We start from the raw sequence: 17,546 nt of genomic DNA, 5'->3' as shown, positions 1-17,546 counted from the left end.
GGGTGGCGCTGGGGGCGCGGCTCTACATCGCCGACGATCTGGCGGCGGGCCGGCTGGTCACGCCCTTCGCGCTGGCCGTGCCGATGGGGCGGGCGTGGTATCTGGTCTCGCGGCCGGCGCGGCACCGCGAGCCGGGCTTCACCGTTTTCCGGGACTGGCTGCGCGCCGCGGTCGGATCGCCGGACCCCGAAAAGAAAAGACCGCCGGAGCGTGCCCCGGCGGTCTGAAGTCGCACTTTGGAGAAACGTCACTCGGCGGAACCACGCGCGCGGCGCGGCCTGCCGACTGGGTTTCAAAGGATAACCGAACGAAAACACTTATACTAGTATATCACTCTGGGCGCAAGCCCTTTCGCTCACATGACGGCGCCCATCTGCCAGGGCGTGAACTCGTCGGAGCCGAAGCCCAGCTCCTCGCTCTTGGTCTTCCGGCCCGACGCGGTGTCGAGGATGAGCTGGAAGATCGCCCGCCCGACCTCCTCGATGGTGGCGTCGCCGGTGGCGATGGGGCCGCAGTCGATGTCCATGTCGTCGGGCATCTTGCGGAACAGCGCCGTGTTGGTGGCGAGCTTCAGAGACGGCGTCGGCTTGCAGCCGAAGACGGAGCCGCGGCCGGTGGTGAAGCACAGCACGTTGGCGCCGCCCGCCACCTGTCCCGTGGCCGACACCGGGTCGTAGCCCGGCGTGTCCATGAAGACGAGGCCCGGACCGGTGATCGGCTCGGCATAGCGCACCACCTCGACGAGGTTGGTGGTGCCGGCCTTGGCGACGGCGCCCAGCGACTTCTCCAGGATGGTGGTCAGGCCGCCCTTCTTGTTGCCGGGCGACGGGTTGTTGTTCATCTCGCCGCCGGTGCGGCTGGTGTAGTCCTCCCACCAGCGGATGCGCTCGACCAGCGCCGCGCCGACCGCCGGGCTGACGGCGCGGCGGGTCAGCAGATGCTCGGCGCCGTAGACCTCCGGCGTCTCGCTCAGCACCGCGGTGCCGCCGTTGCGGATCAGCAGGTCCACCGCAAAGCCCAGCGCCGGGTTGGCGGTGATGCCCGAATAGCCGTCCGACCCGCCGCATTGCAGCGCCAGGATCAGGTGGCTGGCCGGCACGGTCTCGCGCGTCACGTCGTTGACGCGGGGCAGCAGCGCGCGGATGCGCTCGACGCTCGCCCGCACGGTGGCGGCGGTGCCGCCGCTCTCCTGGATCGCCAGCGTCTGCAGCGTGTCGCCGACGGTCAGCCCCTCGACCTCGACCAGCTTGTCGATCTGGTTCACCTCGCAGCCAAGGCCGAGCACCAGCACGGCGGCGAAGTTCGGGTGGCGGGCGTAGCCGGCGATGGTCCGGCGCAGCGCGTCGATGGCGTCGCCCTGGGAACCCATGCCGCAGCCGTAGGAATGGGTCAGCGCGACCACCCCATCGATGTTGGGGTAGGCGGCCAGCGCGTCGCCGCGGAACTGGTCGGCGATCATCCGCGCGGCGGTGGCCGAGCAGTTCACCGTGGTCAGGATGCCGATGTAGTTGCGGGTTGCCACGCGCCCGTCCGGACGGACGATGCCCTGGAAGGTGGCGCGCTCCGCCTCCGGCACGAGGTCGGTGGGGTGGACGTCGGCGCCGAAGGCGTAATCGCGCTCGAAGCTGTCGCCCACGCCGATGTTGTGGACGTGGACATGGTCGCCCGGCGCGATGGGGGCGGTCGCGAAGCCGATGACCTGGTTGTACTTGCGCACCGGCTCGCCGACCGCGATGGCCTGCACCGCGACCTTGTGGCCGGAGGGGATCGCGGTCCGGGCGACGACGCCGGTGTCGGGCAGGGCGGTGCCCTCCGGCAGGTCGGCGCCGGCAACGACGACGTTGTCCGCGGGGTGCAGGCGGATGGTCAGCGATGCCATGGGGTGGTCCTTTTCCTGAAGTTCCCTCTCCCGCCCCGGGAGAGGGAGGGGCCCGCCGCAAAAGCGGCGGGAGGGTGAGGGTGCCGGCAAGAATCAGCAATTTGATCCTCGGCTTTACCCTCACCCGCCCGCTTCGCGGGCACCCTCTCCCGGGACGGGAGAGGGACAATCGTCAGGCTCCGGTCAGAGCTTGTACGCCTTCTTCGCCAGCGTGTAGGCGAGATCCACCGCCACCTCCGCGGCTTCGTCCTCCTCCAGGCGGTGTTCGGCGACGAGGCGGGCCAGGAAGGCGCAGTCGACGCGGCGGGCCACGTCGTGGCGGGCCGGGATGGAGCAGAAGGCGCGCGTGTCGTCGTTGAAGCCGACCGTGTTGTAGAAGCCGGCCGTCTCCGTGATCATCTCGCGGTAGCGGCGCATGCCCTCGGGGCTGTCGTGGAACCACCAGGCCGGGCCGACGCGCAGCGCCGGGTAATGGCCGGCCAGCGGCGCCAGCTCGCGGGCGTAGCTGGTCTCGTCCAGCGTGAACAGGATGATGGTCAGGTCGCGTTCGTTGCCGACGCGGTCGAGCAGCGGCTTCAGCGCCCGCACATACTCGGTCCCGGTCGGGATGTCGGCGCCCTTGTCGCGGCCGAAGCGCTCGAAGACGCCCGGGTTGTGGTTGCGGAAGCTGCCCGGGTGGATCTGCATGACCAGCCCGTCATCCAGGCTCATCTTGGCCATCTCGGTCAGCATCTGGCCGCGGAAGATCTCCGCCTCGGCCGCCGTGATGGTGCCGCGCAGCGCCTTCTCGAACAGCCGCTCGGCGTCGGCGTCCGACAGGTCGGCGGTGGTCGCCGTGGCGTGGCCGTGGTCGGTCGAGGTGGCGCCACCGACCTCCTTGAAATACTGGCGGCGGTTGCGCAGGGCGGCGAGGTAGCCGGCCCAGGTGCCGGTGTTCTCACCGGACAGCGCGCCCAGAGTCTCGACATTGGCCTGGAAGCCCTCGAATTCCGGATCGACGACCGGGTCGGGGCGGAAGGCGGTGATGACGCGCCCCTTCCAGCCGCTCTCGCGGATGGCGCGGTGATGCTCCAGCGTGTCGAGCGGGGATTCGGTGGTCGCCAGAAGCTCGATGTTGAAGCGCTCGAACAGGGCGCGCGGCAGGAATTCCGGCTTCTGCAGGCAGGCGTCGATCTGGTCGAAGATGCGGTCGGCGCTGGCCCCGCTCAGCCGCTCCGTCACGCCGAACACCGTCTCGAAGGCGTGGTCGAGCCACATGCGAGTCGGGGTGCCGCGGAACAGGTGCCAGTTCTGGGCCAGCTGACGCCAGATCTTGCGGGGATCGCTCTCCACCGCCCCGCCGTCCTTGCGCGGCACGCCCAGGCTTTCCAATGCCACGCCCTGGCTGTAGAGCATGCGGAAGGCGTAATGGTCGGGCACCACGAACAGCGACGCCGGGTTCGGGAACGCCTCGTTCTTGGCGAACCAGGACGGGTCCGTGTGGCCGTGCGGGCTGATGATCGGCAGGTGGCCCACCTCCGCGTACAGCCGGCGCGCGATGTCGCGCTGCGTGGGATCGCTGGGGAAGAGGCGGTCGGGGTGGAGCATCGTTCATCTCCGGAAAAAGGGATGCCGGACCGGGGTCCGGTGCCCATTTGAATGGGTGGTTCGGGTATGGCGCGTGGTGCTGCGCCGGTCGTGCCCTGCTTACCGGAATATATTAATATATCAGTTCCGAATGCAAGGACTTTGTGCGTCCCGCCCACAATTCTGTCGGCAAGACGCTCAATTCAAGAGAGGAGCCGGTCAGAGGCGGCGCGAATCGTGGGCGGCGAAGTCCACGGCCCGCGGGCGGTAGCCGCTGGTGAAGAGGGGGGAGGAGATCACCATGTCGGCGGTCGCCTCGTTGCAGGCCATCGGAATGTTGTAGAGCGTGGCGAGGCGGGTCAGCGCCTTCACATCCACGTCGTGGGGCTGCGCGGTCATCGGGTCGACGAAGAAGACGAGCAGGTCGATCCGGCCCTCCGCGATCATCGCGCCGATCTGCTGGTCGCCGCCCAGCGGACCGCTCTTCAAAGAGGTGATGTCCAGCTGGGGATGGGCCTCCCGGACCAGCCGGCCGGTGGTTCCGGTGGACCAGAAGACGTTGCCCTCCAGCGCGTGGATGTTGGCGCCGAGCCAGCCGATCAGGTCGGGCTTGCGGGCGTCGTGGGCGACGAGGGCGATGCGTTTGCGGTCCACGGTGACGGTCCTTGCGGCTGTGCGCTCCGCGGTGGAGCTTTGTTCAATATACTAGTATACTGATGAGCGGTGCAACGCGCTTCCCGGTGGGACAAACTGGCGCGGAACCGGGGCGCCGCGCGGGGCCAAGGCGTTTGACCCACCCCGCCGGGTATTAGTATATTGCAATGAAGGGCGGACCGTCTGCGGCGTGAACCAGTGGGTTCGATGCCGGCATCCCGAAGATCCGGCGCCCTGACTTTTCCTGGCAGGAGCGGGTGTTGAAAAAGGCGGCGCAGACATCGACGGCGGATTCCGAACAGGCGGAGGGCGTCAAGACGCGGACCCGGCGCCGCACGGCGGCGGCGGTCGCCCGTCCGGCCCAGCGCGGCACCACCGTGGCGGCGACGATCTACCGTGACCTGCGCAACGAGATCGTCTCGCTCCGCCGCAAGCCGGGCGAGCCGGTCGCCGAGAAGGTGATCGCCCAGGACTACGGCGTCAGCCGCACCCCGGTGCGCGAGGCCGTGCTGCGTCTGGCGGACGAGGGGCTGATCGAGATCTTCCCGCAGTCCGGCACCTTCGTCTCTCGAATCCCGCTGGGCGCCCTGCCGGAAGCCATCGCCATCCGCAAGGCGCTGGAGGAGGCGACCGTCCGCTACGCCGCGAAGCGCGCCACCCGCAGCCAGATCGCCAAGCTGCGCGCCAACCTGGAACTCCAGCGCGAGATGGAGGCCGCCCAGAATTTCGAAGGCTTCCACCAGGCCGACGAGACTTTTCACGCGCTGCTGGCGGAGACCGCCGGCTATCCCGGATTCTGGAACCTGACTCAGCAGGTGAAGGTGCAGGTCGACCGTTACCGGCTGCTGACCCTGCCGGTTCTGGGCCGCGTGCCGGACGTGATCGCCGAGCATTCGGTCATCATCGAGGCCATCGCCAACAACGACCCGGAGGCGGCGGCCAAGGCCATCGACCTGCATCTGGACTATCTCCAGGTCACCATTGCCGACGCGCAGAAGGCCAACCCGCTCTACTTCACCGCCCCCTCGGAGGACGAGGCCGAGCCGGTCTGAAGGCTGCCTTGCGCTCTTGGCTTTGGATCGTGGCTGATTTCTAATATATCAGTCACGATCCTTTCAACACCGCGCATGACAGCCAGGAGACCGCGATGCAATCGCACTACCGCGCCGATCCGGCCCGCTACACGGGCATGACCTACCGCCGCAGCGGGCGGAGCGGGCTCGACCTGCCGGCCATTTCGCTGGGGCTGTGGCAGAATTTCGGCGGCACCGACGTGTTCGAGACCGGGCGCGCCGTGCTGCGCCGGGCCTTCGACCGCGGCGTCACCCATTTCGACCTCGCCAACAATTACGGTCCGCCGCCGGGCTCGGCGGAGGAGAATTTCGGGCGCGTCCTGGCGACCGACTTCAAGGCCCACCGCGACGAGCTGATCGTCTCCACCAAGGCCGGCTACGACATGTGGCCCGGTCCCTACGGAAGCTGGGGCTCGCGCAAGTATCTGACGGCCAGCCTGGACCAGAGCCTCAAGCGGATGGGGCTCGACTATGTGGACATCTTCTACTCGCACCGCGTCGATCCGCGCACCCCGCTGGAGGAGACGATGGGCGCGCTCGACCACGCCGTGCGGCAGGGCAAGGCGCTCTATGTCGGCATCTCCTCCTACTCGCCGGAGATGACCCGGCGGGCGGCGGCGATCCTCAAGGACCTCGGCACCCCCTGCCTGATCCACCAGCCGTCCTACTCGATGCTGAACCGCTGGATCGAGGGCGGGCTGCTCGACGCGTTGGAGGAGACCGGGATCGGCTGCATCGCCTTCTCGCCGCTGGCCCAGGGCATGCTGACCACCAAGTACCTGAACGGCCAGCCCACCGACGCCCGCGCCGCCAAGGGCGGCACGCTCAAGGCGCATTTCCTGTCGCCGGAGAATTTGGAGCGGGTGCGCGCCCTGGACGCCATCGCCCAGCGGCGCGGCCAGACGCTGGCCCAGATGGCCATCGCCTGGGTGCTGCGCGACCCGCGGGTGACCTCCGCCCTGGTCGGCGCCCGCAACGTCGAGCAGCTCGACAACTCGCTCGACGCGCTGAAGAACACCGCCTTCACGCCGGAGGAACTCGCCGAGATCGACCGCCACGCCGTCGATGGCGGGCTGAACCTGTGGCAGAACTCGTCGAACGCCGAAGCCGGCTGAGCCGCCGAAAGCCGACATGAAAAGGGCCGCGCCGGGGATGCCGGCGCGGCCCTTTTTCGTGACCCTGTGTGCCTCAGCGCATCAGGAGGTGAGGAAGCCAGAGGGAGAAGGCTGGGACATAGGTGACGAGGAGGAGGGTGACGAAGAGGGCGCCGTAGAAGGGGAGGATGGAGCGCATGACCTGCCCGACCGAGATCTCTCCGATGGCGCAGCCGATGAACTGGGTGGTGCCGACCGGCGGGGTGTTGAGGCCGAGCGCGCAGTTGATCAGCATGACGATGCCGAACTGCACCGGGTCCATGCCGTACTGCATGGCGATGGGCAGGAAGATCGGCGTGCAGATCAGGATGGTGCTCGCCATGTCCATGAAGGTGCCGAGCAGGAACAGGATGATGTTGATCAGCAGGAAGATGACCAGCGGGTTGGTCGAGATGCCGGCCATCAGCTCGCCGGTGATCTCGGCCACCTGATAGAGCCCCATGATGTACTGGAACATCGTGGAGACGCCGATCAGCAGCAGGACCACGCCGGTCGTCTTGACCGTCTTGGCGGCGGCGGCCAGGAAATGGTCCCAGGTCAGCGTGCGGTAGACGAAGGTGGTGAGCAGCAGCGCGTAGATCACCGCGATGGAGGCGGACTCGGTGGCGGTGAAGACGCCCGAGGTGATGCCGGCCAGGATGATCACGACGATGAGCAGGCCGGGGGCGGCGGCGGCGAAGGAGCGGCCCAGGATCGACCAGCCCGGGAAGGTGCCGGGGGGATAGCCGCGCTTGACCGCGACGTAGTAGGCGGCCCCCAGGTTGCAGACCATCAGCAGCAGGGCGGGGACGATGCCTGCGGCGATCAGCGCGCCGATGGAGGCTTTGCCGCCGGCGGCCAGGGCGTAGATGATCATGTTGTGGCTGGTCGGCATCAGCGCGCCGACCAGGGCGGCGTGGGTGGTGACGTTGACGGCGTAGTCGGCGTGGTAGCCCTCGCGCTTCATCATCGGGATCATCACCGCGCCCATGGCCGAGACGTCGGCGACGGGGGAACCGGCGACGCCGCCGAACAGGGTGCAGGCGACGACGTTGGACATGCCGAGGCCGCCGCGGATGTGGCCGACCATGTTCTTGGCGGTGGCGACGATCTTGTCGGCGACGCCGCCGTGGAGCATCAGCTCGCCGGAGAAGACGAAGAAGGGGATGGCGAGGAAGGAAAAGACGTTCATGCCGGACATCATCTGCTGGAAGATGACGGCGACGGGGAGGCCCTCGTAGAGGATGGTGCAGAGCGCCGACAGGCCGATGGCGAAGGCCACCGGGATGCCCAGGACGAGGAAGCCGAAGAAGGTGACGGCGAGAATGGTCAGTTCCATGACGGCGCGACCTCCTCGCCGCGGATGATGGCGACGACGTGTTCGATGGAGAAGAGCACGATCAGGACGCCGGAGAGGACGAGCGGGATGTAGCGGACGGCTTCGGAGACGTGCAGGTTGGGGATGTAGTAGGAGGCGACGGAGGTGCCGAGCACCCAGCCGTTGTAGGCCATGCAGGCGCCGAAGACGCCGACGAGGGCGTAGATGACGATCTCGACCTTGCGGCGGATGGCGTCGGGCAGCATGACGAGGAAGGATTCCAGGCCGATGTGCCCGGCGTCGCGCACCCCGACGGCGGCGCCGATCAGGGTGACGTAGAGGACCAGCACGATGGCCAGGCTCTCCGCCCAGGTCGGCGAGTTGTTCAGCACGTAGCGGCCGAAGACCTGATAGAACACCACACCCACGATGGCCATCAGGCCGACCATCGCGAAGCACATCCCCGACCATGCCAGCCGCGCGTTCACCCGCGTCAGCAGGCCCGCGCTCTGCGGGGGGCTGTGATCCATTGCTTGCAGCTCGACATCCATGCCGCCGGCTCCCCTCATAGGACGCGGCGCCGCCCTTCGGTCTCCCGAAGGGAAGCGCCGCGTTCGACTGTGCTTACTTCGTGTCCTGGATGCGCTTGACGAGGCCGTCCAGCTTCGGCGTGCTCGCGAACTGCTTGTAGACGGGAGCCATCGCGTCGATGAACTCCTGCTTGTTCGCGACCTCGACGATCTGGGCGCCGGCCTTCACGACGACCTCCTTGGACTTCATCTCACGCTCGTCCCACAGCTTGCGCATGTAGGGGACGGAGTCCTTGGCGGCCTTGCGGATGGCCGCCTGGTCGTCCTTGGACAGGCGGTCCCACGAGACCTTGGAGAAGACCAGCACTTCCGGCGCCATCGCGTGCTCGGTCAGGGTGAAGTACTTGGCGGCCTCGAAGTGGCGCGAGGACTCGTAGGACGGGTAGTTGTTCTCCGCCGCGTCGACGATGCCGGTCTTCAGCGCGGTGTAGACCTCGCCGAAGGGCATCGGCGTGGCGTTGGCGCCCAGCGCCTGGATCATGGCGACGAACAGGTCGGACTGCTGGACGCGGATCTTGGCGCCCTTCATGTCGGCCAGCGTCTTGTAGGGCTTGGCGGCCGAATACATGCTGCGCGAGCCGCTGTCGTAGAAGGCGAGGCCGATCATGCCCTGGCTTTCCATGGCGGCGAGGATCTCATCGCCGATCGGGCCGTCCAGCACGGCGCGCATGTGCTCGGTGGAGCGGAAGATGAAGGGCAGGGCGGTGACCATCGTCTCCGGGACGACGTTGTTCAGCGGCGCCACGTTGATGCGCATCATGTCGAGCCCGCCGATCTTCAGCTGCTCGATGGTGTCCTTCTCGGTGCCGAGCGCGCCGTTCGGGTAGACCTTCACGCCGAGCTTGCCGCCGGTCCGCTCCTTCAGGAGCTTGTCGACGTACTTCACGGCCTCGACGGTCGGGTAGTCGGCCGGATGGATGTCCGCGGAGCGGAAGTCGCGGGCCACGACCGGGGTGGCGAGCAGGGTGCAGGCCGCGCAGGCGGCGAGAAGGGCGGCGCGGATACCGCGGGTCGAAAGATGCATAGCGTGTCCTCCTGGCGATTCTTAAGCAGCGGTTTTTAGGCTGGTTCTTTGGTTTGGACGGTTGGGTCCGGGAGCCGTCCGGCGCGTGTTCCCGCGCGCCGGACGGCGGGTGATGTCAGGGGTGATCCGTCAGGCGAGGAAGTCCTCGCGCGGGGGCGTGAAGATGTCGAGCAGGACGCCCGGCTCCAGCGCCACGACGCCGTGCAGGGCGTTGGACGGCACCATGTAGCCGTCGCCGGTGCCCAGCCGCCGGGTGACGCCTTCGATGGTGACGTCGAAGGCGCCCTTCTCGACCACGGCGCACTGGACGTGCGGGTGGCGGTGCTGCGGCCCGATGGCGCCGGTCTCGAACTCCACGCGCACCATCATCATGGCGTCGTTGTGGCCGAGGATCTTGCGGCGCACCCCGGCGCCCAGGTCCTGCCAGTCCACCGCCTCGTCGATCACGAAAACGTCCGTGCTCATTCTCATCTTCCCCTTACTTTCGCAGGCGGCCCCCGATCGCTGATCTGCTCAGCGGGCGAGCCAGCCGCCGTCCACCGGCAGGATCGTGCCGTGGACGTAATCGGACGCATCGGAGGCCAGGAACACCGCGGGTCCGCCCATGTCGGCGGGCTCGCTCCAGCGTCCGGCGGGGATGCGGGCCAGAATTTCTGCGTTGCGGCGCTCGTCGGCGCGCAGCGCGGTGGTGACGCTGGTCGCGACGTAGCCCGGCGCGATGGCGTTCACGTTGATGCCCTTGCCCGCCCATTCGTTGGCGAGCAGCCGGGTGATCCCCGCGATGCCGCTCTTCGACGCCGCGTAGGAGGGCACGCGGATGCCGCCCTGGAAGGACAGCATCGAGGCGATGTTGATGATCTTGCCCTTCCGCCCGTTGCCCAGCGCGTAGCGCCCGAAGGCCTGGCAGAGGAAGAAGACCGACTTCAGGTTCACGTCCATCACCGCGTCCCAGTCGGCCTCGGTGAAGTCCAGCGGGTCGTCGCGGCGGATCAGCCCGGCGTTGTTCACGAGGATGTCCAGCCCGCCGAGGGTGCCGACCGTCTCCTCCATCACCGCGGGGATCGGTGCGAGGCTCGACAGGTCGGCGGGGATCGCGGCGAAGCGGCGGCCCAGCCCCTCGACCAGGGCGCGCGTCTCGTCCGGAGCGGTGCGCCCGGCCACGGCGATGTCGGCCCCGGCCCGCGCCAGGGCGACCGCGATGGCCTGCCCGATGCCGCCGTTGCCGCCGGTGACCAGGGCGGTCTTTCCGGTGAGGTCGAAGGGGTTGGTCATGACGGGGTGCTTTCTGTCTTCGTCTTCGGCGGGGTCTTCGACGAGTCGTCCGGCTGGGCGCCGGAGAAGAAGAAGGGGTTGGCCCCCTGGGTGTTCGGAACGGACTCCAGAAGCGCGCCGAGATGGATGACCATCAGCCGCTCCGCCTCGGCCGGGTCGCGCGCGGCGATGGCGTCGACGATGCCGCTGTGTTCGGCCAGCACATGCGGGATGCGGCCCGGCTCCGGCAGGGTCAGGCGGCGGTAGCGATCCACCTGCATCTTCACCTGCTGGGCCATGGTCCACAGGCCGGGGAAGCCGGCGATGTCGGAAATCAGGCGGTGGAATTCCTCGTCGGCCTCGTGGAAGCCGTCGAGGTCGCCCGCCGCCGCCGTCTCCTGCTGGAGCAGGACGTTGGCCCGCAGCGCTGCGATCTGACTGCGCGCGGCACGGACGGCGGCGTAGCGGACCGCGGTGCATTCCAGCGAGGTGCGGATCACCACCGCTTCGGGAAGGGCGTTGACCGGGATGCGGGCGACGAAGGTGCCGGACTGCGGGAAGATCTCGACCAGCCCGTCGTCGGCCAGCCGCAGCAGAGCCTCACGCACCGGGGTGCGGCTGACGCCGAAGGACTCCGCGACGTGCTTCTCCACAATGGGCTCCCCCGGCTTGCGCCGCATGGCCACGATGTCCCCGCGCAACGACCGGTAAATCTCCGCGGTGGCCGTTGCGCGGGCGGACAGGCGCGGTTCCTTAGCGGTTCCAAGCACCTTGCCGGGCACGGTCCCCGGAGCGGTTCCGGGCGGTTGAGCGTCCAGGGCGCGCCTGGAGGTCGAAGCCATTGCAGTCCTCCCCATGGGCCGGCCCGTGCCCCGTCCGGGACCGGTCCGTGCTGTTCCTTGAGGGAGAGCATATTAATATATCAGCGTGCCGCGCAAGCCTGATTTTGAGGAAGGGGCGAACATTTTTTCCGGGGGTGGGACGCTGTAGGGAAGGCGTGTTTGGCTGGCATCATCAAAATGGAGAATATCTGAGATGATTATGCAACCGCTCGGGATATGGTGGTGGCGGCAGCCATATTGCTGCGTGCCGAGACAGGATAGGGCGATCCATGAAGTTCACCGATCAGATCAATCTAGGCAGCTGCGTCAAGAATGTTGGAATCAAGGGTAGTCCGTCCGCAGCGGTGTATCGTGATAAACTGTATGTAATTTACAATGGCACCGGTGGGGACGGTTTGTATTTCATCACCTATGATGGAAAGGACTGGGCCGACCCGATCCAACTCGGCGGCGTGGTCGGTGGTGTCGGTATCGCTGAGAACAGCAATCCGTCCGCCGTAGTGGCGCATGATTTGCTTTACGTCTTCTATAATGGTGCTGGGAATGACGGCACCTATTACATCACTTATGATGGCAACGAGGTCAAAGGTCCCGTAGCCGTCAAGGCCCTTATCGGGGCCATGAGCTTCTTGAAAGGCACCAGCCCGGCTGCGACCGTTTATGAAAGACCGTACCTGTTCTGGGTTGGGTCCAGTGATAATGGTGTCTATTACAGTTTCCTGGATCACAATACCTGGACAGGTCAGACCAGGGTCAATACGTCCGTCCCAAATATGGGAATTGCCAGTGGCACCAACCCCTTCGCCATCGAATACATGGCAAATTTCTATTTGTTCTATAATGGTGCCGGCGGCGATGGCACATTCTACACCGTTCTGACCAATCGTGGCTGGCAGCCGCCGGTCGGGATCAAGGGGCAGATCAAGGACATGGGCTTCCGAAAAAACACCAGCCCAACGGCCTGCCTCAGCGGCGGCACCTACCAGCTTCTGGTGTTTTATGCCGGATCTGGCCAGGATGGCATCTACGTCACTTCCTATGACGGCACAGGCGACAAGACTTGGACGAAACAGGTGCATGTTGCCTGCCCGAACGGTGTTCCCGGTATCCTCGACGGCACCAGTCCCTGCGCCATCACGTACAAACAGACGCCGCACCTGTTCTGGAATGGCTCGGGCGATGACGGCATTTACATGACGACGGTTGAGGCCTAGCAAGGCGCGGAATGACGGGTCTGTGCAGCGCCATTGCCTCCGCTGAGGTTTGAAATTGGCGTTGTTGACACCCGTTCCGGTCGGAATGGAGCGTTTTTCCTCGCCCCGACGAGCTCGGAGCCGCCGTTCAGGCGGACTCCGGGCATGCTTATGCCGCCAGCAGGCAGTTCCTACACCACGCTCAGGGACGTGACCCGGAAACGCGCCCTCGTGCGATTGTCGTGCTGGTTACCGTTCAGAACCATCTGTATCGGGGCCGGCTATATCGGGGCAGTTCGCCCACTGCCCACTGCCCATTGCTCTTGGCGTCCATGGATGCCGATTCAGAGCCGTCTTGCCTTCGATTCTCGTTTTTCAACGATGCGCCGCCCTTACGTCGCCACCCCCTTGCCAGCCTCCGTCCGCAATGGCATACTAGTATGCAAGTTGCCGCGATGGACGCCATGACCGACTCGCCGACCTCATCCTCCCCCACCGATATCCGCGGCCCCCGCCTGCACGGGGTCTACGACGCCCTGCGCGCCGCCGTGCTGTCGGGGGAGATCCACCCCGGCGAGGGGATTTCGGAAACCCGCGTGGCCGCCCGCTACGGCGTCAGCCGCACCCCGGTGCGCGAGGCCTTCCGCCGGCTGGCCGACGAGGGGTTCCTGCGCATCGTGCCGCAGGTCGGCACCTTCGTGGCGCCGATCCAGCTCTCCGCGGTGTCCGACAGCCAGTTCATCCGCGAGACCCTGGAATGCCGGACCGTGCGTCTGGCCGCCGAGCGGGCGGAGGCGGCGGACGTCGCCTCGCTCACCCGGCTTCTCGACTCGCACCGCACGGTGATGTCCCCCGACCGCCATTCCGAGTTCTTCGCCCTGGACGAGGCCACCCACGCCGAGCTGGCCCGCATCGCCGGGCGCCCGGCGGTGTGGGACCTGCTGGTCGCCGTCAAGGCGCAGCTCGACCGCGTGCGTTTCCTGTCGCTGCACAGCGAAGGCTGGGCGGCCAAGATCGTCGGCGAGCACCAGTGCATCGTGGACCGCGTCGCCGCCCGCGACCCCGATGGGGCGGAGGAGGCCATGCGCGCCCACCTGCGCACCGTCTTCGCCGCGGTGGACGAGATCGCCCGAACCAACAGCCACTTCTTCGAGACGTAAAGCCCTTATGCGGAGTGTTCCATGCGCCTGAGCCCCGACACGCTGCCCTCCATGCGCCCCGGCGTGCAGCGTCCCGGCTATGACCGTGCCGCGCTGACCACCGGAATCGTCCATCTGGGCATCGGCGCCTTCCACCGCGCCCATCAGGCCGTCTACACCGACGCCGCCCTGGCCCGGTCCTTCGGTCCCTGGGGCATCGCCGGGGTCAGCCTGCGCAGCCCCGACACGCGCGACGCGCTGGAGCCGCAGGGCGGCCTCTACACCGTCGCGGTGCGCGACGCCGAGGGCGAGCGGCTGCGGGTGATCGGCTCGGTCACCCAGCTGCTGGTCGCTCCGGAGGACCCCGCCGCGGTGCTGGACCTCCTGACCCGCCCCTCCGTCCGCATCGTCACGCTGACCGTCACGGAGAAGGGCTATTGCCATGATCCGGCGACCGGCGCGCTGAACGAGGCCCATCCGGACATCGTCCACGACCTCGCCAACCCGGACCGGCCGCGCAGCGCGCCCGGCTTCCTGGTGGAGGCCCTGATCCGCCGCCGCGCCGCCGGGGTGGAGCCCTTCACGGTGCTGAGCTGCGACAACCTGCCGAGCAACGGCGACACCGCCGCGGGCCTGCTGCGCCGCTACGCCGAACTGCGCGACCCCGCGCTGGGGACATGGTTCGCCGGGAACGTCGCCTGCCCGAACAGCATGGTGGACCGCATCGTGCCGGCCACCACCGACGCCGACCGCGACCGCGTGTCGGACGGGCTGGGCCTGCGCGACGCTTGGCCGGTGGTGACCGAGCCGTTCAGCCAGTGGGTGATCGAGGACCGCTTCCCCACCGGACGCCCGGCCTGGGAGCTGGAGGGGGCGGAGCTGGTCCCCGACGTCCACCCCTATGAGACAATGAAGCTGCGCCTGCTGAACGGCAGCCACTCCACGCTCGCCTATCTCGGCTACCTCGCCGGCTACGAGACGGTGTCGGACACCATGGCCGATCCGGCCTTCGCCCGGCTGATCCGCGGCCTGATGGACGAGGAATCCGGCCCGACGCTGCACATGCCGCCGGGCGCCGACCTCGGCCATTACAAGGACGCGCTGATCGAGCGCTTCCGCAACCCGGCCCTGCGCCATCGCACCTGGCAGATCGCCATGGACGGCACGCAGAAGCTGCCGCAGCGGCTGCTCGGCACCATCCGCGACCGGCTGGCCGCCGGGGCGCCGATCGACCGGCTGGCGCTGGGGGTGGCGGCCTGGATGCGCTACGTCTCCGGCACCGACGAGGCGGGCCGCCCCATCGACGTGCGCGACCCCATGGCCGCCAAGCTCGCCGAGTTGGCGGCGGAAGCCGGACCGGACGCCGACCGTCTGGCGTCCGCCTTGTTCGGGCTGAGCGCCGTCTTCGGCGACGACCTGCCGCGCGACCCGCGCTTCACCGGCCCGGTGACCGACGCGCTGCGCCGGCTCTACGCCGAGGGCGCCCGCGCCGTCGTGCAGTCGGTCGCGGGCTGAGCGCCCCAACCCACAAATACCATCGAGACATGCCGGACTCGGCACAGCACTCTTCTTCAAGGAGCAGACCATGGAACAGACTTGGCGTTGGTTCGGCCCGGACGATGTGATCCGGCTCAACCACATCCGTCAGACCGGCGCCACCGGCATCGTCACCGCCCTGCACCAGATCCCCTACGGCGTGGTCTGGTCGGTCGAGGAGATCGAGGAGCGCAAGGCGATGATCGCCGCCGACCCCTCGCTCGGCCTGCGCTGGAGCGTGGTGGAAAGCCTGCCGATCCATGAGTCCATCAAGATCGGCGAGGGCGACCTGACCCCGCTGTTCGACAACTACCGCCAGTCGCTGCGCAACCTCGCGGCCTGCGGGGTGACGACGGTCTGCTACAACTTCATGCCGATCCTCGACTGGACCCGCACCGACCTCGCCGCACCGGTGCCGGGCGGCGGTACCTCGCTGCGCTTCAACGCCTTCGAGCACGCCGCCTTCGACGTCTTCATGCTGGAGCGTCCGGGCGCCGAGGACGATCATTCACCCGAAGTGCTGGCCCGCGCCCGCGCCTGGTTCGACAAGGCGTCGGAGGACGACAAGAAGCGGCTGCTCGCCAACATCATGGCCGGCCTGCCGGGCGCCTTCGACCGTTACGACATCCCGGGCCTGCGCAAGATGCTCGACCGCTACAAGGACATGAGCCACGGCGCGCTGCGCGAGACGCTGGCCCGCTTCCTGCGCGAGGTGATCCCGACGGCGGAAGAGGTGGGCATCCGCATGTGCATCCACCCCGACGACCCGCCGCGTCCGCTGATGGGCCTGCCGCGCATCGTCAGCAACGAGGACGACCTGGACTTCATCGTCAACGTCATCGATTCCGAGGCCAACGGCATCACCTTCTGCACCGGCTCGCTCGGCGCCGGGGCCAAGAACGACGTGCCGGCGATGATCAAGCGCTTCGCGCCGAAGGTCACCTTCGCCCATCTGCGCAACGTGAAGAAGGACCCGGACGGCTCCTTCCAGGAAGCCGAGCATCTGGGCGGCGACGTCGACATGGTGTCGGTCGTCACCACCCTGCTGGAGGAGCAGAAGCGCCGCAAGGACGCCGGCAACCCGAACTGGCGCATTCCCTTCCGCCCCGACCACGGGCACGAGCTGCTGGACGACGTGGGCAAGAAGACCCATCCCGGCTACCCGGCGATCGGGCGTCTGCGCGGCCTGGCGGAAATCCGCGGCGTGATGACCGCCGTGGCCTCGATGCGCCAGCTTCCGGTCTGATCGGTCGGGACGTTTGATCGGAACAGACACGTCGAGCCTGAGCATTTCGGTGGTGGAGGGGAAGCGTCGTGGCGTGGCGCTTCCCCTCTTCACCGGAACGAAGGAATTGCAGCCGGTCGTCCTGTCCGGCATTCGTATGGCCGATGTCCCGATCGGCCTGCGCGCTCTTGTCGCGTGTCCAGCCTGCGTCATGCTGGACCTGATGCCGGCATCCTGAAGGGTAGGGCTCCCGGATCTCCGTTCGCATTCGAATAAAATGCCTGAAAAAGCGGTGCGGAAACGCTCCGTCTTCTTTTTCTCGCACCCTCCAAGCCCACCCTGGGGCATGATTTTTCAAGGAATTTCCGGCGCTTAGTGCCTTCACAACTTTCTTTCGGGGAAGGCGCGAAAAGCTATGGCAAAAACATCACAATCAATTAAAATCAGGGTTGTGGTGTCGGCCCTTCGGGTGCCCGCGCCCCGACGAGAAGGGAAGTGACTGGGATGAGCAACCGTCAGAATCCGCGATACGCCGCCGCCATGCTTCTTCGCGTGGTCGCTGCGAACGGGCGCTGCGATGTTCGTCCGATCGATCAGGTGCCGAAGAGCGCCCAGGAGATCGAACTCGAACGCTTCCTGCGCGACGGTTTCCCGTCCCAGCCGTCCGATCGCCGGCGGGCTGTTCCCCTCCGCGCCTGATCCGAAGGCCGCTTTCAGAAAAAATGCTGGTCGATGAAAAAAGCGCTTGCCGGGTTTGGCCGAGGCGCCTATAACCCGGCTCCCACGACGCCGGGGCCGCTGAGAAGCGCGACGGCGGCAAGGGAACGGTGGAAACGCCGAAGACGAGACGAAGTAACGATGGCCGATGTGAAAACAAAGGCTTGACAGACCAAGTCGGATCTTCTAGACAAAGTGCCCCGACGCGCCGCACCGGACTCCGGTGGCGCAGCGCGGACGGGCAGCGGTCCTGACAAAGGATCGCGGGATCTTGGATATCGTTGATACCGTGTTGTGAGAAGGGATGCGCAGGCGGCGGTTTTGGCCGTTGGCCGCGGACCGGTTCCGGAAGGGACTGGCATCGCGGGTCGCTTGAGCATCTCGGTCAAGCAGTAAGAGACGAACA

General features: G+C 67.2%; 18 protein-coding genes. 9 read left to right on the top strand and 9 right to left on the bottom strand.

Features of this window, described 5'->3' with window-relative positions; genetic code table 11:
• A partial coding sequence (locus tag GBZ26_RS15810) for a LysR substrate-binding domain-containing protein (protein ID WP_247884822.1) occupies nucleotides 1-227 on the top strand: 227 nt, incomplete at its 5' end.
• Nucleotides 228-355: 128 nt separating this feature from the next.
• Here GBZ26_RS15810 and GBZ26_RS15805 read toward each other — a convergent pair.
• From GBZ26_RS15805 to GBZ26_RS15795, 3 genes are all read right to left on the bottom strand, one after another.
• Nucleotides 356-1,879 carry a UxaA family hydrolase gene (locus tag GBZ26_RS15805; RefSeq protein WP_174439658.1) on the bottom strand — a complete coding sequence of 508 codons (1,524 nt, stop codon included), beginning with the start codon at nucleotides 1,877-1,879 and terminating at the stop codon, nucleotides 356-358.
• Between the two features lie 183 nt (nucleotides 1,880-2,062).
• Nucleotides 2,063-3,466, bottom strand: a complete 1,404-nt coding sequence (gene uxaC / locus GBZ26_RS15800; protein ID WP_174439657.1) for a glucuronate isomerase — start codon at nucleotides 3,464-3,466, stop codon at nucleotides 2,063-2,065.
• Nucleotides 3,467-3,664: 198 nt separating this feature from the next.
• The gene (locus tag GBZ26_RS15795; protein WP_014199988.1) at nucleotides 3,665-4,099 is read right to left on the bottom strand and encodes a methylglyoxal synthase; all 435 of its coding nucleotides are present in this window, start codon (nucleotides 4,097-4,099) and stop codon (nucleotides 3,665-3,667) included.
• Nucleotides 4,100-4,359: 260 nt separating this feature from the next.
• Between GBZ26_RS15795 and GBZ26_RS15790 the strand changes: the two genes are divergently transcribed.
• Both GBZ26_RS15790 and mgrA read left to right on the top strand, forming a co-directional pair.
• Nucleotides 4,360-5,151 (top strand): GntR family transcriptional regulator, encoded by a 792-nt coding sequence (locus GBZ26_RS15790; protein ID WP_119510253.1) that lies wholly within the window; start codon nucleotides 4,360-4,362, stop codon nucleotides 5,149-5,151.
• A gap of 95 nt (nucleotides 5,152-5,246) precedes the next feature.
• Nucleotides 5,247-6,287: an L-glyceraldehyde 3-phosphate reductase gene (gene mgrA / locus GBZ26_RS15785; protein ID WP_174439656.1), complete on the top strand. Its 1,041-nt coding sequence runs from the start codon at nucleotides 5,247-5,249 to the stop codon at nucleotides 6,285-6,287.
• A gap of 73 nt (nucleotides 6,288-6,360) precedes the next feature.
• On the opposite strand, the gene GBZ26_RS15780 is transcribed toward mgrA, so the two are convergent.
• The 6 genes from GBZ26_RS15780 to GBZ26_RS15755 form a co-directional block, all read right to left on the bottom strand.
• The gene (locus tag GBZ26_RS15780; protein ID WP_040138200.1) at nucleotides 6,361-7,644 is read right to left on the bottom strand and encodes a TRAP transporter large permease; all 1,284 of its coding nucleotides are present in this window, start codon (nucleotides 7,642-7,644) and stop codon (nucleotides 6,361-6,363) included.
• Nucleotides 7,635-8,153, bottom strand: a complete 519-nt coding sequence (locus tag GBZ26_RS15775; RefSeq protein WP_246654155.1) for a TRAP transporter small permease — start codon at nucleotides 8,151-8,153, stop codon at nucleotides 7,635-7,637. Before GBZ26_RS15775 ends, GBZ26_RS15780 begins: the two co-directional genes overlap by 10 nt.
• A gap of 94 nt (nucleotides 8,154-8,247) precedes the next feature.
• Complete coding sequence (locus GBZ26_RS15770; RefSeq protein ID WP_174439654.1) at nucleotides 8,248-9,237, bottom strand: TRAP transporter substrate-binding protein; 990 nt, start codon at nucleotides 9,235-9,237, stop codon at nucleotides 8,248-8,250.
• A 129-nt stretch (nucleotides 9,238-9,366) separates the two neighbouring features.
• Complete coding sequence (locus GBZ26_RS15765; RefSeq protein ID WP_014199982.1) at nucleotides 9,367-9,702, bottom strand: cupin domain-containing protein; 336 nt, start codon at nucleotides 9,700-9,702, stop codon at nucleotides 9,367-9,369.
• Between the two features lie 48 nt (nucleotides 9,703-9,750).
• Nucleotides 9,751-10,509 carry a 2-dehydro-3-deoxy-D-gluconate 5-dehydrogenase KduD gene (gene kduD, locus GBZ26_RS15760; RefSeq protein ID WP_174439653.1) on the bottom strand — a complete coding sequence of 253 codons (759 nt, stop codon included), beginning with the start codon at nucleotides 10,507-10,509 and terminating at the stop codon, nucleotides 9,751-9,753.
• Complete coding sequence (locus GBZ26_RS15755; protein ID WP_174439652.1) at nucleotides 10,506-11,330, bottom strand: GntR family transcriptional regulator; 825 nt, start codon at nucleotides 11,328-11,330, stop codon at nucleotides 10,506-10,508. The genes kduD and GBZ26_RS15755 overlap by 4 nt, the downstream gene beginning before the upstream one ends.
• A gap of 269 nt (nucleotides 11,331-11,599) precedes the next feature.
• Here GBZ26_RS15755 and GBZ26_RS15750 point away from each other — a divergent pair, with 269 nt between their 5' ends.
• The 6 genes from GBZ26_RS15750 (at nucleotide 11,600) to GBZ26_RS15725 (ending at nucleotide 17,122) form a co-directional block, all read left to right on the top strand.
• A complete protein-coding gene (locus GBZ26_RS15750) occupies nucleotides 11,600-12,544 on the top strand; it encodes a hypothetical protein (protein ID WP_174439651.1) in 945 nt (314 codons plus the stop codon).
• A gap of 443 nt (nucleotides 12,545-12,987) precedes the next feature.
• The gene (locus GBZ26_RS15745) at nucleotides 12,988-13,683 is read left to right on the top strand and encodes a GntR family transcriptional regulator (RefSeq protein WP_246654154.1); all 696 of its coding nucleotides are present in this window, start codon (nucleotides 12,988-12,990) and stop codon (nucleotides 13,681-13,683) included.
• Nucleotides 13,684-13,704: 21 nt separating this feature from the next.
• The gene (locus GBZ26_RS15740) at nucleotides 13,705-15,177 is read left to right on the top strand and encodes a mannitol dehydrogenase family protein (protein WP_174439650.1); all 1,473 of its coding nucleotides are present in this window, start codon (nucleotides 13,705-13,707) and stop codon (nucleotides 15,175-15,177) included.
• 70 nt (nucleotides 15,178-15,247) lie between these two features.
• The gene (gene uxuA / locus GBZ26_RS15735; protein WP_145689291.1) at nucleotides 15,248-16,444 is read left to right on the top strand and encodes a mannonate dehydratase; all 1,197 of its coding nucleotides are present in this window, start codon (nucleotides 15,248-15,250) and stop codon (nucleotides 16,442-16,444) included.
• 73 nt (nucleotides 16,445-16,517) lie between these two features.
• Nucleotides 16,518-16,661, top strand: coding sequence for a hypothetical protein (locus GBZ26_RS15730; protein ID WP_174439649.1), 144 nt, complete (start codon nucleotides 16,518-16,520; stop codon nucleotides 16,659-16,661).
• Between the two features lie 266 nt (nucleotides 16,662-16,927).
• Nucleotides 16,928-17,122, top strand: a complete 195-nt coding sequence (locus GBZ26_RS15725) for a hypothetical protein (RefSeq protein WP_174439648.1) — start codon at nucleotides 16,928-16,930, stop codon at nucleotides 17,120-17,122.
• The last annotated feature ends 424 nt before the right edge of the window (nucleotides 17,123-17,546 follow it).

The organism is Azospirillum formosense (assembly GCF_013340925.1).
Taxonomy (GTDB): Bacteria; Pseudomonadota; Alphaproteobacteria; order Azospirillales; family Azospirillaceae; genus Azospirillum; species Azospirillum formosense.
Note: the sequence above shows the minus strand (reverse complement) of the source record. Positions and strands in the feature narration are given on the sequence as shown.

Excerpts from the sequence above, each read along its gene's own strand:
- kduD (WP_174439653.1), bottom strand. The coding sequence starts at position 10,509 with ATGACCAACCCCTTCGACCTCACCGGAAAGACCGCCCTGGTCACCGGC.
- GBZ26_RS15780 (WP_040138200.1), bottom strand. The coding sequence starts at position 7,644 with ATGGAACTGACCATTCTCGCCGTCACCTTCTTCGGCTTCCTCGTCCTG.
- GBZ26_RS15740 (WP_174439650.1), top strand. The coding sequence starts at position 13,705 with ATGCGCCTGAGCCCCGACACGCTGCCCTCCATGCGCCCCGGCGTGCAG.
- GBZ26_RS15755 (WP_174439652.1), bottom strand. The coding sequence starts at position 11,330 with ATGGCTTCGACCTCCAGGCGCGCCCTGGACGCTCAACCGCCCGGAACC.
- uxaC (WP_174439657.1), bottom strand. The coding sequence starts at position 3,466 with ATGCTCCACCCCGACCGCCTCTTCCCCAGCGATCCCACGCAGCGCGAC.
- uxuA (WP_145689291.1), top strand. The coding sequence starts at position 15,248 with ATGGAACAGACTTGGCGTTGGTTCGGCCCGGACGATGTGATCCGGCTC.
- GBZ26_RS15770 (WP_174439654.1), bottom strand. The coding sequence starts at position 9,237 with ATGCATCTTTCGACCCGCGGTATCCGCGCCGCCCTTCTCGCCGCCTGC.
- GBZ26_RS15725 (WP_174439648.1), top strand. The coding sequence starts at position 16,928 with ATGAGCAACCGTCAGAATCCGCGATACGCCGCCGCCATGCTTCTTCGC.
- GBZ26_RS15805 (WP_174439658.1), bottom strand. The coding sequence starts at position 1,879 with ATGGCATCGCTGACCATCCGCCTGCACCCCGCGGACAACGTCGTCGTT.
- GBZ26_RS15745 (WP_246654154.1), top strand. The coding sequence starts at position 12,988 with ATGACCGACTCGCCGACCTCATCCTCCCCCACCGATATCCGCGGCCCC.
- mgrA (WP_174439656.1), top strand. The coding sequence starts at position 5,247 with ATGCAATCGCACTACCGCGCCGATCCGGCCCGCTACACGGGCATGACC.
- GBZ26_RS15765 (WP_014199982.1), bottom strand. The coding sequence starts at position 9,702 with ATGAGCACGGACGTTTTCGTGATCGACGAGGCGGTGGACTGGCAGGAC.
- GBZ26_RS15750 (WP_174439651.1), top strand. The coding sequence starts at position 11,600 with ATGAAGTTCACCGATCAGATCAATCTAGGCAGCTGCGTCAAGAATGTT.
- GBZ26_RS15775 (WP_246654155.1), bottom strand. The coding sequence starts at position 8,153 with ATGGATCACAGCCCCCCGCAGAGCGCGGGCCTGCTGACGCGGGTGAAC.